Here is a 17,750-nt window from a genome sequence, read left to right on the forward strand (position 1 = left end):
TACGCATACCGACAGGAGGTCAAGGGATGCCCGATATTGCCACCGCCACGCCGCAGATGCTCCGGCGGGTCAACGCTGCCAGCGTGCTTGGAGTCATCCGTTCCTCGAACGTCGTGACCGTCTCGGAGCTGATGGACGCCACCGGCTTGACCCGGGCAACCACCATCTCCGTGTGCGAGGACCTCATGGCCCGGGGTTGGATCCGCGAGCTGGAAAACCAGCGCGATTTCGGCACGTACCAGAAGGGGCGCCCCGCGCGGCGCTTCGAACTCGACGAAAGCGCCGGCTGTGTCTTGGGTATCGACGTCGGCGTCCTCAAGACCACCGTGGTGGTCGCCGATCTTCGCGGCAACGCCGTGGGCCGGTCCAGCAAGCCTTTCAGGACCAAGGAGATTGACGCGCAAGAACGAATCGGGGTCATCAGCGAGACGGCATTGCTGGCCTTGGAGGCCGCTGGAATCGCGCCCGAGAAAGTTCTCGCCGTGACCGTTGGGCTCGCTGCACCCGTGGACCGGGACGGGAATATCCTCGTCAGCCAACCTTTCTGGAGCCTATTCGACGTCGGCCTGAAGAAAGCCTTGTTCGATCTGCACGGTTGGGCGGTGCTGCTGGAGAACGATGCCAACCTGGCGGCCTTGGGCGAATGTTGGCGCGGAGCCGGCAGCGGCGTCCAGGACCTGGCTGTACTTCCTGGCCGGCGAGCGCTTTGGTGCGGGCCTGGTGGAATCCGGCCGGCTACTCCACGGCAGCCGCGGAGGTGCCGGTGAAATGGCCTACCTGGACATGGTGGAAGGCGTAGGCTCCCCCGAGGGCCTCGCGGCGCTGGCCAGGTTGGTGGGCAGCCGAAGCGCTGGCAGGAAAGGCCGCAACCACTCTGCGGACTGCAGCCGGCCGTGGCCACGAAGTCACCGCACAACACGTCTTCGCCGCCGCCAGCCGCGGCGACAAGGTGGCGCTGGGCATCCTGGACAGGCTTTCGGACAGGCTGGCCCGGGTGGTGTCAACCATGGCCATCATGCTCAACCCGGCACTCGTGGTGATTGGCGGCGCAGTGGCGGATTCGGCGTCGGTCCTTCTTGAGCCGACGGTTCGGAAAATGGCCAAATACACCGCCACTCCCCCGCGGCTCGCGGCATCGCCGCTGGGTGATGCAATCGTCAGCATCGGCGCGGTGCGGCACGCCTTGGACCACGTGGAGAAGAACTCCCTGGACCTGCAGCTACGGCGCGCTTAAGCGCTTTTGCTGCGCTTGCGTTCTCAGCGAGGCCGGCTACTCCGGCATGGCCATGGTGCGGAGGTCCAGCTGGCGCAGCACACGGTCGGCCACTTCGGGATCCATGCCGGGCTCGCTTCGTGCGGCGACCACTTCCTGGCGTGCGGCGTCAAGCGCGATGGTCTGGACCGCGATGGCCAACTCCCGGCCACGTTGGCGCTTTTCCGCCTCTGACTCGTTTTTCAAGGTCCCATCGAGCAGCTCTGAGTGCAGGCGGGTCATCTTTTCCTTGACGAGGGCCACCTTGTCCGCGGGCAACTCCCTCATCAGCTCATGATCTTTGAGCGCCGAGATGGCAGCGGTCTGGGCTCGTTTTGCCAAGAGGCGTGCGGCATCCTTTTCCTGCGAACCGTCTTCGGAAGCTTTGAGCACGCGCATGAGCCACGGAAGGGTGAGTCCCGGCAGCACCAACGTGGCCAGCAATACCGCACACGCGATGACCAGGATCTCGTGCCGGGCAGGGAAGTCGCTCCCGTCGGCAATCGTCAGCGGAAGTGCCAGCGCGAGGGCCAAGGTAGCAAGGCCACGCATGCCGCACCACGTAAGAATCAGCACTTCTTTGGCCGAAACCGGCTGCAGGAGGTCCCTCCGCTTGGGCGCCGAGATCGCCAAGAGCCCCAACCAGGCGAAGCGGACCGCGAAAACCAGCAGGCACACCACCACAGCCGTGCCGATCATTCCGAAAATAGCGGCGCCTTCGTCCCGGACCACATGGCGAATCTCCAATCCCACCAGCCCGAACGCCAGGCCGGTGGCAAGGAGTTCAACCACGTCCCAGAAGGCCCTGCGCGTGACCCGCTCGGCGGCGTCTTGGGGCCGCGCGTGCCGTTGCGTCTCAAGGGCGGTGACGACGACGGCGATCACCCCCGAGGCGTGGAGCTCTTCCGCCAGGATGTAAGCCGCAAACGGAATGACCAGGGTCACAGCGCTTCGGGCCACCATGGAGGTGACCAGCTTGGTGATCAGCCTCGTCAACCAGCCCATCGCGATGCCGACCAAGACGGCCAGGGCCGCGCCGATCACAAATTGGAGCACGACGTCGGGCCCCATCCTGCTGCCCGAGACGGTTGCCGCCACTGCGGCTTGGAAGATGACGATGGCGGCTGCGTCGTTGAACAAGCCCTCGCTTTGCAGCACGGTGATGAGCCTTCGCGGCATGTGGACACGGCCGGCGACTGATTCCACAGCCACAGGGTCCGGCGGAGCCACCATGGCACCCAGTGCGATTGCCGCAGGAATCCCGATCCCTGGAATCATGAGCCACGCAGCTCCAGCGACCACCGCCGTCGAAACCACCACAAGTGCCACTGCCATGAGGAGCAGGGTCCGCCAGCGAACCCGGAACACCGCCCAAGAACTCTTCTGGGCAGTGGCGAACAGGAGGGGCGGAAGGAAGATCGGCAGGATGAGCTCGGGTGAAAGCTCAAAGTCCGGGAAGCCCGGAATGAAAGTCATTGCCACAGCCAGCAGCAACATCAGGACGGGGTAAGGGAGCCGCAGACGGTCCCCCAGACCCACAGCCAAGACCGTGGCGAGCAGCAATCCGACAATCAGTGCCAACTGGTCCATGTTCCCGATTTCCCCAGACGTCGTAGCGGCGGCATCCCCCGCGCGTGCCGGGGATTTGCCCTACCAACTTTATCCCGGGCGGGCTCGGCTAGGTGTTGCCGGTGGCCGGCTTGGTGTGGACGCTGGCCGGCCTGGTGTGGCCTGTCACAGCTAGGACGACGTCAGGGCCTCCACCACAGGGACCGAGCCATCTCTGAACTCAATGGTGCGGCGAATAGTTTCCGGCAATTCCAAGACGGCGGCAGCAACCAACGCAACATTGGCCCTCGACGTCGACGTCCCGGTGCCGGGATCCGAGGGATCCACCTCGATGAGCGCCGATCCCGGAATGGCGGTCAGCGCCCCCGGACCCAGAATCGTCCAGTCGAGATCAGTACCGCGAAGGTATTCGTCAGCCGCCGCCTTGGCCTCCGCGTAGGCAAAGAAGCTGTTGTCTTCCGGGATGCCGTGCGCAGGCCCCGCGCCGAAGTAGGACACCATCACATACCGCGAAACGCCCTGCCTGGCTAGCGGCATCCATGGATCGGATGGCGGCGTCCCTGTCCACCGCGTACGTCCGCTCCGGACTACCCCCGCCCGCTCCGGCAGACCACACCACGGCGTCGTGGCCGTCAAGCGCTGAGGCGATCTCCGACGTCGGCGAGTTCTCGATATCGAGAATCACCGGCGCCGCGCCGGTCGCAGCGACGTCCGCGACGTGTTCCGGATTGCGGATGAAGGACGTGACCATGTGACCTTCGTTGCTCAGGAGGCGGGACAGGTGCAAGGCCACTTTGCCATGGCCGCCGATGATTGCGATTCGACTCATGGACCTATTCTGTCGCAGCCGTCAAGCCCGCCACCAAACGATGGTTAAATAGCCCAAAAAATGCAACTCCTCATTTGCGGAAAGAATGCGTGACTTTGCCAGTTCTCTGGAAATAAAGCAATGGCTTTAGATTCAGGTATTTTTTTCGCTACACGAGCGTCTGGGCGCCCGTGCTGTCGTCATGAGAACCGCAAGCCATCAGCACCTACTACCAATAAGGCCTCTGCGAGTGCCCGGCGGAAAGTCGAAATAAAAGCGAGTGGCATTTACTCGTGTGGGATGAATTCTGCGTTCCTACACTCAAATTACCTGCAGCAGGGAAAGGAATACCTCTTTTATAAATCGCATTGATGGATTTATTCAAATAGGAGGATTTACACATCCCCCTGATGGATCTGTCCAATTTGACGAAGTTGAGGGCTTCCTCAGTGCTGCGCATTTAAGCAAAAGGGCCTCACCAAGCGCCATCCCCTGCGCCTGCGTATCACGTCCCGGGCCAGCCATCCGGCTAGTCCAGAAACGACAAAGCAGGGGATTCGAGATGTATCAGCAGGAGTACAGGCACACCGGGCTCGGCGGAGGCAGCGTCTTCGTCCTGATATCCACCGCCGTAAGAACACTCGCCCGATACAAGGCGTCAATGGTCACTTGGGCAATTGTGGCCGCGGTAGTCCTGGGGGCCGTGATCACGCAGAACTACGTACACGCCCTGGCGCCGGCCAGCACGGGCACCGTTGGCTCAGGAACCGCGATTGCCGCCCCGTCACCAGCCATGGCTAGTCCGACGCCGGCCGAGAGTCGCGCCCCGGCCACGGCGGCTCCCGCGGTACAGGCACCGGCGCCGGCCGCCGTCGTCGTGCCACCAGCCCCCGCAGCGGCGCCCGTTGCGCCACCTGCAGCAGTGGTGGCAGCGCCCGCAGCCGACACTAACGCGTATACAGTCGCCAGCGGCGACACCGTGGGCCAGATAGCCGCGAGGTTCGGAGTCGACGTCAACGCAATGCTGGCAGCCAACGGGTTGAGCGCTTCTTCCATCATTGTCCCGGGCCAGGTATTGAAGCTGACAGGACCGCCGGTCGCAGCGGTGGCGCCGGCCGTCCCCGCGGCCGCAGCTCCAGCCGCGGCACCTGCACCGGCTCCGGCCGCGGCTGTGCGGACCATCTATGTTGCAGGTTCAGGCGGCCAGGCCGCAGTGGACAGTTGCATCGGGCCAATCCATTTCACTCCGACGGATGCCTACTCGCTGTTTATCACCGAGCATGATTTCTGCGGAGGATGGGCACAATTCTCGGGCATCGGCGTCGGCGAGACGGTAAGCATCCCCGGTTACGGCACCTACAAAGTGTCGGCGCGCGGTCAGGTACCCCAGGGCGGGACCACCAACGACGTGGCTGCGGTATTCGGCGGCTTTCCGCGGGCGGTGTTGCAGACCTGTGTCCCAGGCACCAGCCAGATGCTGGTGATCGCGCTTAACTAATCGCGCTTAACTAAGGGGACAGGCTGCTGATGATTCAAGTTGACGTCAATCCCGTCCTGACCCTCTTTGGCCGCGAAGTGGTCCTCCGAAGGGCGTGTCGGCGGCGTGTTGCGCTAGGTGCTCCTCCAAAGAAGGTCAGGAAGGCTCCCACCTCTGGCCGGACGAGGACGTGACACACCCGGGACTTACACACGTTTTGTCCTATAACCCATAACCGGACGTTGGGTCAGGTACTTAAAACAGAAGCAGACCAGAAGCTGAACGCTTCTGGCCTGCTGTCTGTAGCGGTGGGGAGGCTCGATCTCCCGACCTCACGATTATGAGTCGTGCGCTCTAACCAACTGAGCTACACCGCCACGAATGAGAAAAACCTGCGTCAAGCCGGTCAAAAACCGCCTTGACACAGGCCCTCATTCCGAGCCCCCCACCGGAATCGATCCGGTGACCTCGTTCTTACCAAGAACGCGCTCTACCACTGAGCTAGGGGGGCAACGAGTAAATACTCTACCGGACGACTTCTCAGTCAACAAATCGGCTGCGGGACAGGGAAAAACGGCATCGACACAATTTGCATCAGCTGTGGATTTTTGATCCAGAACAGCACTGAAACTGAGCCTGCCGGACCACTTGGCCCGGGTATGTGGTTCGGATTTGGCACTGAAGGTACCGCGTTCAGCGCGCGACTGCTCCGGCGCCCTGTGAGGTCTCAACGTCGTCATTCCGGACCCCGCTTCCGGCAGGGGCTCCTCCGCCGTCTGCGGTGGCTCCGCGCCCCGCACATCGGGCTTCTGCTGTGCGGTGTCAAAGCCAAGGTTTCGTCAAACCGTCGACGCACCCCGTGCACAGCTCGTTGAGGCGTGAGATCTCAACCTTTTCGCACGGTGTGATGTCTCGGCACATCGTGGACACTTCATGTCTCGGGACATCGTGGACGGTTCATGTCTCAGGACATTGTGGACAGTTGGTTGGCCATAAATTCGCGGGGTTTGTTGTTGCCGACGTAGTTCGTGCCTTTCGGGGCTCTCCGTGGTTGGTGGTGAATTCGGGCTCGTGTCCTTAGACGTGAGGGGCCCGTAGCCCTGTTGTGATGGATGTTCTTGACGCATTCATCGATGACAGGACTACGAGCCTTGACCGAGCTTACTTCCCGGTGCCCTGACGCTGCCACCGCCATCTTCAACTTGCCTGACTACCGCGTTCTTTCAACCGAGATCCTGGGCTTCGGCCAGCGCAGAATCCACGTCGAGAGCACCGTCGAGTCCGGATGTCCGGACTGCGGTGTGATCGGTGTCCGGCGGCACTCCCGGCGCCATCAGCGGATCCGCGACATTCCCGTCGCCGGACCGGTGGAGGTCATCTGGTCCAAGTATCGGTTCTTTTGTGATGAATCCGAATGCCCCCGCGGGACGTTCTTCGAAGCCACCCTCGAGGTCCCGCGCCTGGCCCGTTCCACGCGCCGGCTGCGGGACATGCTCGTCTCTGCAGTCATTGATTCCGGCCGAGCCGCTACCGAGACCGCTGCCGCGCACGGGGTTTCATGGTGGCTGGTCCAGCGGGCCCTGAACATGGCGGCCACCAGGCTTCCTGACGTGGACCAGCTGCGGCCCAGGATGCTGGGCATCGACGAGCACCGGTTCCGTTCCGTCCGGTTCTTCAGGGACCCCGCCACCGGCGCCTGGACACGCTTCGAACCCTGGATGAGCACGATCGTCGATCTGGACACCGGGCAGGTCCTCGGTGTGGTCGACGGCCGCGATCACAAGGGCGTCGGCGAGTGGCTGTTCAAACGCCCGCTTGAATGGCGCCTCGGCGTGCAGGTCGTCGCGATCGACCCGTCGGCTGCGTTCCGCAAGGCCCTGCGGATGTGGCTGCCACGCACCGCCGTCTCGGTCGACGCCTTCCACCTGGTCCTGCTCGGCAACAACATGCTCACCGAAGTCCGCCAGCGACTGACCCAGGAAACCAAGGGCCGGCGCGGACGCACCGCCGACCCGGTCTGGGTCAACCGCCGGCTGCTGCTCCGGGCCGGTGAGACACTCTCAGACCGGGGCAGCGACCGCCTCAAGAACGTCTTCGACATTGACGATCCGACCGGCAAGCTGCAGGCGGCGTGGAACGTCAAAGAGCAGCTCCGCGCGCTGCTGCGCACCGGCTCACTCGAAGACGCCGCCGCGGCGAAGAACCGGCTCCAGGAGCTCGTCGAACACGCCGCCCAGCCCGAGACGACCAGGCTCTGGCGCACCGTCTGCCGCTGGTGGAAAGAAATCGAAGTCCTCATCGTCACGGGCGCAACCACAGCGAAAGTGGAAGCGAACAACACCGCCATCAAACACCTAAAACGGACCGGCCGCGGATTCGTCAATAGCCGGAACTACACCACGCGCATTATGCTCAGAAGCGCCGCCCGAACAGCGGCCTGAACATTCACCGCACAGTGGAAATCACCACGAACCGCGGAGAGCCCCTTTCGGAGGGCGCTGGTGGCTGATGATTTCCGTTCCGCGGGTGTCGAAAAACATGATCGTTTCATCGTCGTAGAGGACGTGAATTTCGTGGCCGATGTATTCCTTGCCGAGTTTGAAGCGGGTGCCGACGACGGTGGCCTCGCCGTGTAGATTGGCGGTTCGCCGGACGCTGCGGCGTGCGTTCGCTTTGGTGGTTTCCGGGGTGGGCGGCTGCGGGGGCATGGCCTTCGGGGTGGTGTTCCATGCCTCGATCGGCGTTGTTCCGGGCGGGAGCGACTGGTGTTCGCGCTCGGTGTTGTAGTACTGGTCGAACGTGTCGATGTGGGCCTGGAGCTCTTCCATCGTGGCAGCCGGCGGTTGCTTGTTCAGGAATCTGTGCAGCGTCCGGTGGAAGCGTTCGTTCTTGCCCTGTGTGGTGGGTTTGTATGGTTTGCCGGTGATCGGTTCCACGCCTAGGGATTTCAGGTAGTCCACCAGGGCCCCGGTCCGTCCCATCCGGGTGGGGTTGAACGCGGATCCGTTGTCCGAGAGGAACTTCCGCGGTACTCCGTGGCGTTCGATCGCTGTTTTTACGACCCGGATGGCCGCTTCGCTGGTCTCTCCGCTCGCCACGAGCGAGGCCAGCGCCAAACGGGAGTGGTCATCGACGATCTGAAAGATTGCAACCTTCGTTCCCTTGGCAAGCATCCACTCGGTCGAGTCGATCTGCCAGCACCCGTTGGGCTCCGGATAAACGAACCTGCGAAGAGCGCTGCGGGGCTTCTTCCGTGGTTCCGGGACCACGACCCCGGCCCTGGTGAAGATCCGGGCCAGAGTCGCGCGGGAGGGCGGCTCGAAGCCTTGCCGGCGCATTTTCGCGGCCACACTCAAAGGCCCGTGGTCATAACCGGCCTGCTCCAGGGAATCCCTCGTCAACAGCGCCACTTCAACCATTCCCGAGCCGATTTGCGCCGGGCTGCTTTTCGGTTTCGTGGACCCCAATTCCATGGCCCTGATCGATCCGGAAGCCTCGGCCGCGGCCCTGACTTTATAGAACCAAGACCGGGACACTTTGTGCTGCCGGCAGAACCGCGCCACTGCACCCCTCGGAGCGTCCTCGGGCCATGTCGCCACCAAAAGCCGGATCTTGATATCCGGAGTGAAATTGCTCATGACCAGAGCAAATCCCGCCATAGTGTCCACGAAGTCCTGAGACACACTGTCCACGATGTCCTGAGACAGAAGTGTCCATTAAGTCATGAGACTCCACAAACCTTTTCGCACGGCCAAAGAGTCGAGATCTCACTTTTGGATTCCGGCGGCGTACAGCGCAGCTTAAACAGCCAGAGGCCGGCTCGAAAGCCGGCCTCTGACGAGAACCCAGGAACTAGTCCTGTTTACCACTTGCCCTTGCGGTTGAAATCGCGGTGGCCAGCGTCGCCGCCACTGCGGGGCTTGCGCGCACCGTTGCCGTGTCCGCCGAGGCGGGAATCGCTCGACTGGCCACGGTCGCGGTCGCCATAGCTACCGGCGCCTGCGCTGCTGCGGTCGCTGTAAGAACGGCCGCCACGGTCTGCGGAGGAACGCTCGCCGCCGGCGTAACCGCCACGATCGCCTTCAGACTTACGGAACTCCTTCTTGAAGCCACCGTTGCCCTTGAAGTTTCCGCCACGCTCGCCACCGGAGTATCCGCCGCGCTCGCCGCCACGGCTGCCACCGGAGTAGCTGCCACGGTCACCGGAGGGCTTGCGGCCGTTGTCCAGCTCGAGGTGGATCAGCTCGCCGCCGATCCGGGTGCGGGACAGGGCCTTCAGCTGATCGGCGCTCAGGTCCGCCGGGAGCTCCACGAGGGAGTGGTCCGAGCGGATGTCGATGCCGCCGATCTGTGCGGAGGAGATCCCGCCTTCGTTGGCAATGGCACCCACGATGGAACCCGGCATGACGCGCTGGCGGCGTCCGACGGCGATCCGGTAGGTGGCGTTGCCCTCGGTCAGTGTGCGGGTCGGGCCACGGGAACCGAAGCCGTCCTTGGAACGCTCACGCTTCTGGAATTCCGGCGCGGCCGGCAGTTCCTTGACCAGCAGAGGCTGTCCGCCCTGGGCCATGACAGCCAGTGCGGCAGCAATCTCGGCGGCCGGAACGCTGTGCTCTTCCTCGTAGGAAGCGATCAGGTCGCGGAACAGCGAAACATCTTCGGATTCGAGGGTCTCGGTGATGCGCTCGGCGAACTTGCCAAGGCGCAGCGAGTTGACCGTCTCGGCGGTGGGCAGGTGCATCTGTTCCACCGGCTGGCGGGTGGCCTTCTCGATGGAACGCAGCAAGTACTTCTCCCGCGGCGTCATGAACAAGATGGCGTCGCCGGAACGTCCTGCACGGCCGGTGCGGCCGATGCGGTGCACGTAGGACTCAGTGTCGTGAGGAATGTCGTAGTTGATGACGTGGCTGATGCGCTCCACGTCAAGGCCACGGGCTGCGACGTCGGTGGCCACCAGGATGTCGATGCGGCCTTCCTTCAGCGCGTCCACAGTGCGCTCGCGCTGCTGCTGCGGGATGTCGCCGTTGATGGCTGCAGCCTGGAAGCCGCGGGACTTCAGCTTGTCAGCGAGGTCTTCGGTAGCCATCTTGGTGCGCACGAAGGCGATAACGCCGTCGAAGTCTTCAACCTCAAGGATGCGGGTCAGGGCATCGAGCTTGTGCGGGCCCATGACCTGCAGGTAGCGCTGCTTGGTGTTGGCACCCGTGGTGGTCTTGGACTTCACGGAGATTTCGGCGGGGTCGTTCAGGTACTGCTTGGACATGCGGCGGATCTGGCTCGGCATGGTGGCAGAGAACAAGGCAACCTGGCGGTCTTCCGGGGTCTGCTGGAAGATCTGCTCGACGTCCTCGGCGAAGCCCATGCGGAGCATTTCGTCGGCTTCGTCCAGTACGAGGTACTGCAGCTCGGACAGGTCCAAGGAACCCTTGGAGATGTGGTCGATGACGCGGCCCGGGGTACCGACAACAACCTGTGCACCGCGGCGCAGGCCGGCAAGCTGCGGGCCATAGGCGGAGCCACCGTACACGGGGAGAACCGTGAAGTCATCAATGTGCTTGGCGTACGAGGTGAAGGCCTCGGCAACCTGGAGCGCAAGCTCGCGGGTCGGAGCGAGAACCAAGGCCTGGGTCTTGCGGGACGGGCCGTTGAGGTCGTGGAGTTCAGCCAAACGGGACAGCGCCGGTACTGCGAATGCTGCAGTCTTACCGGTACCGGTCTGGGCGAGGCCCACGACGTCGCGGCCTTCGAGCAGCAGCGGAATGGTTGCGGCCTGGATCGGAGACGGCTTCTCGTAGCCAACGTCCTGCAGGGCGGCCAGGACGCGGGGGTCGATTCCGAGGTCGACGAAACGAACGCCGTCTTCCTCGTCTTCGGCGGAGGCAGGCGCTGAGGCTTCAACCGGAGCTGCAGCCTCGGCAGGCGCTGACGCTTCAACCGGTGCTTCGGTTTCAACCGGAGCTGCGGCCTCAACGGGCGCTACAGCCTCGGCGACCTCAGCCTCGGGGGTAGTCTCGACGGCGGTCTCTGCGATGTCAGCAGACTCGGCGGCGAAGGGGTCGTTCAGGTTTTCAGGCATAGGAGAAATGTTCCTCATCCATAGGGGGCCAGTCGGCGCGGCCCGGTTGGGCTTGGCCGCAGTACACGTTGCGCGCAGAAGAACCAAAGGCTCTGGTGCTCGCAAGAAGTCCGGCGCTGTCGCAATCCCATGGCAGGACTTCCCGCTGCATCTATCGACTGCTATCCCAGCAGTCTGTACAGCGTTTTCTTCGCCCGGCTCTCCCTATGAAAATGCCCGCTCACATTTGCGGGCCCCAACACTGACCAGTCCTGCCTCAAGAATTGGGCAGGAAAAAGGGATTTCCGGAGTGGGGGATACTTCAATTGTAGGGCACAGAATAGTCCCCTCGCCACTTAGCTGTCGACGACGGCGGTGAGCTTGCGCACATTGGCCCCTCACCGGCGTCGGGCCTTCCTCCTAAAAGGGCAGCTTTCAGGCGTCTACACCGTTGCGGCGCAGCAGTTTTTCGAAGGTGTCGTGATAGTCGGACTGCAGGAGAACTTCCCCGTCTGCCTCTGCGTCGAGCAGCACTTGCATGTCTTCGAGGTTGGGGTTGCTGAACCATTGCCCCACCGTGATGCCATGTTTCGGCACGAACAGTTTGTGGATGTAGTCGCCAGCCGAGATGGTGCCGGTTTTCACGACGCGCAGGTAAGTGCCGACCCTCCCGGCCTCAGTGAAACGCTTGACCCACTGCGTCTCGTTCATGCGGCGCTGGAAGGTTGCGCAGGGCACACGCGGCGAGGTGACTTCAACCTCGACGTCCAGGCCGATCTTCCAGCGTTCGCCAATCACCGCGCCGGTTGTCTCGATCCCGGCGACGCGGAGGTTCTCCCCGAAGATACCAGCGGGCATGTCCCTCTGGAGCTCATTCACCCAGTAATCGGCATCGGCTTGGGAGTAGGCATAGAGCGCTTGGTCCTCACCGCCGTGATGGATCCGGCTGGCCTGGATGTCTCCGTGGATCCCCAGCTTGTGGACTTTCACCGGACCGTCGACGGGGCGCTTGTCGATGGCCGTCACTCCGACCGACCCTTCCAGGTCAGGCAGGAGCCCGTGTACCCGGCAAACAGCAAGCAACGATGCGGTATCCATGATTACAGTCTACGTACGCAGCTACGGATCGAAGCGGTAGCCCATGCCGGCTTCCGTGTGCAGGTGGCGGGGCTGAGCGGGGTCACGCTCGAGCTTGCGCCGAAGCTGGGCGATGTACACGCGGAGGTACTGGGTCTCCTTGGCATAGGCCTGCCCCCACACCTGCGTGAGGATCTGCTGCTGGCTGACCAGCCGGCCCGCGTTTCGCACCAGCAGTTCCAGGATGTTCCATTCAGTGGGCGTCAACCGCACTTCGGCGCCGTCCCTGGTGATCTTCTTTCCCGCCAGGTCGACCAGGAAGTCTGCGGTCTGGAGAGTGGGCATTTCATGCCTGGGGGCCGCCCGCCGCGAGGCCGCCCGGAGCCTCGCCAGGAGTTCGTCGAGGCCGAAAGGCTTGGTCACATAGTCGTCCGCCCCAGCGTCGAGGGCTTCTACTTTGTCTTCCGAACCGTGCCGGGCGGACAACACGATGATGGGCATGGTGCTCCAGCCACGGATCCCCCGGATGACATCCACGCCATCCATATCCGGCAGGCCAAGATCGAGGACCACGATGTCAACGGGCTGCTGCGCCACGGCTTTGAGGGCATCCGTGCCGTTGCCGACGCTGATGGCGCGGTACCCGTGGGCATGGAGGTTGATCTGCATGGCCCGGGCGATCTGGGCTTCATCTTCCACGATAAGGACCAGGTTCATGCCTGCCCGCCTGTCCACAGAGGGAGTGTGACCACCATGGTCAGCCCGCCTCCGGGCGTCGCCTCCGCCATGAGCGTCCCGCCCATGGCTTCGGTGAACCCCTTGGCGACGGCGAGTCCCAGACCGATTCCGCTGCGGTCTTCCCGGCTTGACGCGGAATCATCGAGGCGTTGGAAAGCGCGGAACAGGTCCAATACGTCAGCGGGTGCTATGCCTCTTCCGTGATCCATCACCAGCAGTTCGCTGGCGGGCCGTCCACCGACTGTTATGCCGGCGCCGGTGCGCGCCACCAGCACAACGTCCGAGTCCGGAGCGTATTTCACGGCGTTCTCCACAAGGTTCGCCACGACGCGTTCCAGCATCCCGGCGTCGGCCTCTATATAGGGAAGGTTGGCGGCAAGCTCGTTGCGGATGCGCTCCCCCGGCACACCGCGCAAAGCCTCCTGCAGGATCTGGTGCCAGCCCAGGCCGCGCAGCAGGGGGTTCACGGCGTCCGCCGTAATACGGGACATGTCCAGCAGGTTGTTCACCAAGTGATCCAAGCGGTCGGCATAGTCCTCGATGGTGGCCAACAATTCACGCTCGTCCTCGGGAGCAAACGTCACGTCATCCTGGCGCAGGCTGCTGACGGCAAGCTTGATCCCGGCCAGGGTGTACGTAGGTCGTGGGAAACCGCGCGGAGGATGGACGTGCGCATTTTGTTGCCTTCAGCCAGGCGCACGTTGTCCTGCCTGCTTTTGACCAGTTGCTGCCGCTCCCGGACCGCCACGACGAAGGCGCCGAACGCGGCGAGCATGCGGCGGTGCTGCTCCGAAAGCGGTCCGCCGCGGAGCAGGAGTGTGTAGTTGGGATCGACGACGGCGGCATGGTCCGCGGCCGCATGGGTCACCGGCGGCTGAAGCCCGGAACTCGCGAGGACCCGCCAGCTTGGCCCGGTTGCGCCCGGCGATTCAAACGTGGATAACAGCGTCACCGCCTCCATGCCCAGGTTGACCCGGATTTTGTCCAGGAAAGACTCCAGGCTGCCGTCCGAGCGCAGGATGCGGAGGGCCAATTCGCTCAGCGCCCGGGCCTCCGCTCCTGAATACGCGGCTTCCTGAGCTCGCCGGGTTGCCAAGCCCACTGCGAGCGCAACGCCGCACGCCACCGCAAGAAAGATGACCAGAGTGAAGAGCGTGGCGGGATCGGCGATGGACAGGGAACCCACGGGCTCGGCCGAAAAATAGTTCAGGAGCAGGCTGCCCAACACGGCGGACACTACTGCCGGCCACAAGCCCCCGATAGCCGCAACGGCAGCAGCAACGGCCAACTGGAAGAGCATGATCATTGCGAAGTTCCGGTAGTTCAGCACGGAAACCAGGACTTCGATGGCGATGGGAAACAGCAGGGCCAGGACCAAACCAGCCAGTATGCGGCGTCGCCCGATCCCCCGGACTGCCCTTAGCGGCAGTACAGTTCCGTTCACTTCCGCCGAGGCCATGGCTCAATTCTGGCACGGGGTAGAAGCCGGCCGCGCAGATGTCCGCGGCCGGGGAGACAGGCTCTTGGGGACATGTCCGGCCTTAGGATGCTGGAATGAGCCATTCAGCGACGAATACCTCCGATGTCCTCGACCTCGATTCCCTCCTGAGCGTTGAGGAACTGGAGCTTCGAGAGAAGGTGCGGGATTTCACGGACCAGCGCATCCGGCCCAACATCGCGCGCTGGTACGAGGACGCGGTCTTCCCCCGGGAAATCCCGGCGGAACTTGGCGAACTCGGCGTCCTGGGCATGCACTTGGAGGGTTACGGCTGCCCGGGCCGCACCGCCGTCGAATACGGCCTAGCCGCGATGGAACTGGAGGCCGGCGATTCCGGCATTCGCACGTTCGTGTCCGTCCAGGGCTCGCTGGCCATGACGGCGATCCACAAGTGGGGCGACGAAGACCAGAAGGAACAGTGGCTGCCGCGAATGGCAGCGGGTGAACTGATCGGCTGTTTTGCGTTGACGGAGCCGACGGCGGGTTCGGACCCGTCGGCCATGGCCACCTTTGCGCACCGCGACGGCACAGGCAACGACGCCGGTTGGGTGCTGAATGGTTCCAAGCGCTGGATCGGTTTGGCCTCGATCGCGGACGTCATGGTGGTGTGGGCGAACACGGACGACGGCATCCGGGGCTTCCTGGTTCCCGCCGGCACACCGGGAGTCACCGCGACTCCCATCGACGCGAAACTCTCGATGCGTGCCTCGATCCAGTGCGATGTGGCGTTCGACGGCGTCCAGCTGGGTCCGGAGGCCCTGCTCCCGGGTGCCCAGGGACTCCGCGGGCCGTTTACTTGCCTCAATGAAGCGCGCTACGGCATTGCCTGGGGCGCCATGGGTGCGGCCCGCGACTCCTTCGAAGCTGCCCTCGAATATGCCGGAACCCGCATGCAATTCGGCAAGCCCCTGAGCAGTTACCAGCTGACCCAGGAGAAACTCGTCAACATGCTCGTGGAAATCCAAAAGGGAACCATGCTGGCCCTGCATCTTGGACGACTCAAGGATGCCGGCCACCTACGGCCGGAACAGATCTCCCTGGGCAAACTGAACAATGTGCGCGAGGCCATCAAGGTCGCCCGCGAAGCCCGCACCATCTTGGGTGGCAACGGCATCACCCTGGACTACCCGCCCTTGCGGCATGCCAACAATCTGGAATCGGTACGAACTTATGAAGGAACGGACGAGGTCCACACGTTGATCCTGGGCAACCACATCACAGGAGTTCCGGCTTTCCGCTGATTCACCGGCGGCTCCATGACAAGGGATCAGGCTGCGACCGGAAGTGGTTCCTTTTTCCCCGCGTCCTTACGGATGGTTGCGCTGATGATCGCGGCCACGGTGCACATCGCGGCTGCACCGATCCATGCATAGGTGTAGTGGCCTGTGGCGTCGCGGATGTAACCCGCGAGCAACGCGGCCGCGGCGGCGCCGAGCTGGTGTGCGGCGAATACCCAGCCGAACACTACTGAACCGTCCGCACCGAAGACCTTGCGGCAGATGGCCGCCGTCGGAGGCACTGTGGCCACCCAGTCAAGGCCATAGACCACCACGAACAGGATCATGCTGGGTTCCACGGTAGAGCTCAACAGCACGGGCAACACCAGTAGCCCGACGCCGCGGAACTGGTAATACACCGCCAGGAGCACCTTCGGATTGAATCGGTCCGTCAGCCAGCCGGAGGCGATGGTGCCCACAATGTCGAAGACCCCGACGACAGCCAGCAAGCCCGCCGCTGTGGTTTCCGGCATTCCGTGGTCGTGCGCAGAGGGGATGAAGTGGGTGCCGATGAGTCCGTTGGTGGTGGCACCGCAAATCGCGAAACCAGCAACGAGGGCCCAGAAGGTGCGTACTTTACTGGCACGTTTGAGGACTTGAAGTGCCCGGACTGCGGCGTTGGGCGTCTTGGTGCCGTCGTCATCAGCGGCGACTTCCGCCGTCGTCGTCGGCTCTTCTTCGGCACTGTATTCCCCGCCGCCATGTTCCTCAGCGCCGTAGGGCCGGACCCCGACGTCGGCCGGTGAGTTCTTGAGCCAGCGCAGCACGAGCGGCACCACGGCAAGCGCCCCGGCCGCTATCAGCAGGGAGGCTCCTCGCCAGCCCGGGTTTTGCGCGAGCGCGGCCATGAACGGCAGGAAGACCAGCTGCCCGGCGGCGCTGCCTGCCGTCAGGATGCCGATCACGAGGCCCCGGCCCTTCGAGAACCAGGTGTTGGCGATGGTCGCGGCGAACACCAAGGCCATGGATCCGGTGCCCAAGCCGATCAGCACGCCCCACGTGAGCAGGATCTGCCAGGACTGGCTCACGAAAACGGTCAATGCGGAGCCAAGGCCGATCAGGCAGAGGGCAATCGAGGTGACGGCGCGGATGCCGAAGCGTTCCATGAGCGCCGCTGCGAACGGCGCCGTGAGTCCGAACAACACCAGGTTGATGCTGACGGCAAGCGACAGGACAGTGGTGGACCAGCCGAATTCCTGCTGCAGCGGCACCATGAGTACACCGGGAGCCGCACGGAACCCGGCCGCGCCCACCAGCGCCAAGAATGCGACGGCGGCCACCATCCAAGCGGGGTGAATCCGGCGCTTTCGCGGAGACTTGCCGGCGGAAAGATCTGTGAGTTCGGGCGCGGTCATGCGGCGGGCTCCGATTCGTGCGGGCGGACTGCTGTCTGCTGGGGGGCAGTAGCCAAAGCCAACGGCTGTTCCGAGCGCGTCAGGCTATGCCAGCTGGTGTTGGCGGCGGTGAGCCGGGACCCGCAGTGGGAACACGTATCTGCCGAGGCAGTCGGAAGTCCGCAGCCGTTGTGGATCACGCGCATGTGGGCGTTGTCGGCCGGCGCATCGAGATGCTTCTCCGACCACAGGATGATGGCGTTCAAGACAGGCAAAGCGTCTTCGCCTTTGGGCGTGAGGACGTACTCCTGGCGCTCTCGCGCGCCGTCCAGATAAGGCCGCCGGGCAAGGAGGCCGGCCTCGAGCAGCCAGCCCAGCCGTTTGCTGAGGACATTGTCCGCCGCTCCCAGCCGCGTCTTCATGGCATCGAAACGTCCATTGCCGAAAAAGACTTCCCGCAGCACGAGGCTTCCCCAAGGGTCGCCGAGGATATCGAGGCCCCGCGCCAAGCTGCACGTGCGCTCGGACCAATCGGATCGTAAGGGCATGGATTGAGGGTAGCTGGCTTTTCTAAAGAAAGCTAGGCCTCTTTCGGGAGGCGCTCCGTTCCTGACCCTTTTTGAACGCAAGTCGGCCGGGACACGCCGCTGTTATGGCGTGTCCCG

General features: G+C 63.6%; 14 protein-coding genes, 2 tRNA genes and 1 pseudogene. 5 read left to right on the forward strand and 12 right to left on the reverse strand.

Going from position 1 to position 17,750, the window contains the following annotated elements; translation table 11 throughout:
* Positions 1-26: 26 nt before the first annotated feature.
* Together ACF0H6_RS07190 and ACF0H6_RS07195 are read left to right on the forward strand one after the other, a co-directional pair.
* Entirely contained in the window at positions 27-767 is a 741-nt protein-coding gene (locus ACF0H6_RS07190) for an ROK family protein (protein WP_395249011.1), read from the forward strand.
* 107 nt (positions 768-874) lie between these two features.
* Complete coding sequence (locus ACF0H6_RS07195) at positions 875-1,234, forward strand: ROK family protein (protein WP_395249901.1); 360 nt, start codon at positions 875-877, stop codon at positions 1,232-1,234.
* A 36-nt stretch (positions 1,235-1,270) separates the two neighbouring features.
* Here ACF0H6_RS07195 and ACF0H6_RS07200 read toward each other — a convergent pair whose 3' ends face one another.
* Both ACF0H6_RS07200 and ACF0H6_RS07205 read right to left on the reverse strand, forming a co-directional pair.
* Positions 1,271-2,842 (reverse strand): Na+/H+ antiporter, encoded by a 1,572-nt coding sequence (locus tag ACF0H6_RS07200; protein ID WP_395249012.1) that lies wholly within the window; start codon positions 2,840-2,842, stop codon positions 1,271-1,273.
* A 150-nt stretch (positions 2,843-2,992) separates the two neighbouring features.
* A pseudogene (locus tag ACF0H6_RS07205) lies at positions 2,993-3,650 on the reverse strand (NAD(P)H-binding protein).
* Positions 3,651-4,191: 541 nt separating this feature from the next.
* On the opposite strand from ACF0H6_RS07205, the gene ACF0H6_RS07210 reads away from it, so the two are divergent.
* Complete coding sequence (locus ACF0H6_RS07210; protein ID WP_395249013.1) at positions 4,192-5,127, forward strand: LysM peptidoglycan-binding domain-containing protein; 936 nt, start codon at positions 4,192-4,194, stop codon at positions 5,125-5,127.
* A 282-nt stretch (positions 5,128-5,409) separates the two neighbouring features.
* On the opposite strand, the gene ACF0H6_RS07215 is transcribed toward ACF0H6_RS07210, so the two are convergent.
* Positions 5,410-5,483: transfer RNA gene (locus tag ACF0H6_RS07215), tRNA-Met, on the reverse strand.
* 62 nt (positions 5,484-5,545) lie between these two features.
* A tRNA-Thr gene (locus ACF0H6_RS07220) sits at positions 5,546-5,617 on the reverse strand.
* 640 nt (positions 5,618-6,257) lie between these two features.
* Between ACF0H6_RS07220 and ACF0H6_RS07225 the strand changes: the two genes are divergently transcribed.
* Positions 6,258-7,547, forward strand: coding sequence for an ISL3 family transposase (locus tag ACF0H6_RS07225; protein WP_395249014.1), 1,290 nt, complete (start codon positions 6,258-6,260; stop codon positions 7,545-7,547).
* Between the two features lie 21 nt (positions 7,548-7,568).
* Here ACF0H6_RS07225 and ACF0H6_RS07230 read toward each other — a convergent pair whose 3' ends face one another.
* The 6 genes from ACF0H6_RS07230 to ACF0H6_RS07255 all read right to left on the reverse strand — a co-directional run bounded on the left by ACF0H6_RS07230 (position 7,569) and on the right by ACF0H6_RS07255 (position 14,435).
* Positions 7,569-8,798: a DDE-type integrase/transposase/recombinase gene (locus ACF0H6_RS07230; RefSeq protein WP_395249015.1), complete on the reverse strand. Its 1,230-nt coding sequence runs from the start codon at positions 8,796-8,798 to the stop codon at positions 7,569-7,571.
* Between the two features lie 170 nt (positions 8,799-8,968).
* Positions 8,969-11,182 (reverse strand): DEAD/DEAH box helicase, encoded by a 2,214-nt coding sequence (locus tag ACF0H6_RS07235; protein WP_395249016.1) that lies wholly within the window; start codon positions 11,180-11,182, stop codon positions 8,969-8,971.
* 414 nt (positions 11,183-11,596) lie between these two features.
* Positions 11,597-12,259 carry an MOSC domain-containing protein gene (locus ACF0H6_RS07240; RefSeq protein WP_395249017.1) on the reverse strand — a complete coding sequence of 221 codons (663 nt, stop codon included), beginning with the start codon at positions 12,257-12,259 and terminating at the stop codon, positions 11,597-11,599.
* A gap of 21 nt (positions 12,260-12,280) precedes the next feature.
* Complete coding sequence (locus tag ACF0H6_RS07245; RefSeq protein ID WP_395249018.1) at positions 12,281-12,955, reverse strand: response regulator; 675 nt, start codon at positions 12,953-12,955, stop codon at positions 12,281-12,283.
* Positions 12,952-13,560: a sensor histidine kinase gene (locus tag ACF0H6_RS07250; RefSeq protein WP_395249019.1), complete on the reverse strand. Its 609-nt coding sequence runs from the start codon at positions 13,558-13,560 to the stop codon at positions 12,952-12,954. The genes ACF0H6_RS07245 and ACF0H6_RS07250 overlap by 4 nt, the downstream gene beginning before the upstream one ends.
* On the reverse strand, positions 13,557-14,435 hold the full coding sequence (locus ACF0H6_RS07255; protein WP_395249020.1) for a DUF4118 domain-containing protein: 879 nt from the start codon (positions 14,433-14,435) through the stop codon (positions 13,557-13,559). The genes ACF0H6_RS07250 and ACF0H6_RS07255 overlap by 4 nt, the downstream gene beginning before the upstream one ends.
* A 95-nt stretch (positions 14,436-14,530) precedes the next feature.
* Here ACF0H6_RS07255 and ACF0H6_RS07260 point away from each other — a divergent pair, with 95 nt between their 5' ends.
* Complete coding sequence (locus ACF0H6_RS07260) at positions 14,531-15,715, forward strand: acyl-CoA dehydrogenase family protein (protein ID WP_395249021.1); 1,185 nt, start codon at positions 14,531-14,533, stop codon at positions 15,713-15,715.
* A gap of 26 nt (positions 15,716-15,741) precedes the next feature.
* Here ACF0H6_RS07260 and ACF0H6_RS07265 read toward each other — a convergent pair whose 3' ends face one another.
* Positions 15,742-17,106 carry an MFS transporter gene (locus ACF0H6_RS07265; RefSeq protein ID WP_395249022.1) on the reverse strand — a complete coding sequence of 455 codons (1,365 nt, stop codon included), beginning with the start codon at positions 17,104-17,106 and terminating at the stop codon, positions 15,742-15,744.
* Positions 17,103-17,633 carry a winged helix-turn-helix transcriptional regulator gene (locus ACF0H6_RS07270; RefSeq protein ID WP_395249023.1) on the reverse strand — a complete coding sequence of 177 codons (531 nt, stop codon included), beginning with the start codon at positions 17,631-17,633 and terminating at the stop codon, positions 17,103-17,105. The genes ACF0H6_RS07265 and ACF0H6_RS07270 overlap by 4 nt, the downstream gene beginning before the upstream one ends.
* Positions 17,634-17,750 lie beyond the last annotated feature (117 nt).

It is taken from the genome of Arthrobacter sp. NA-172 (genome assembly GCF_043952055.1).
Taxonomy (GTDB): Bacteria; Actinomycetota; Actinomycetes; order Actinomycetales; family Micrococcaceae; genus Arthrobacter.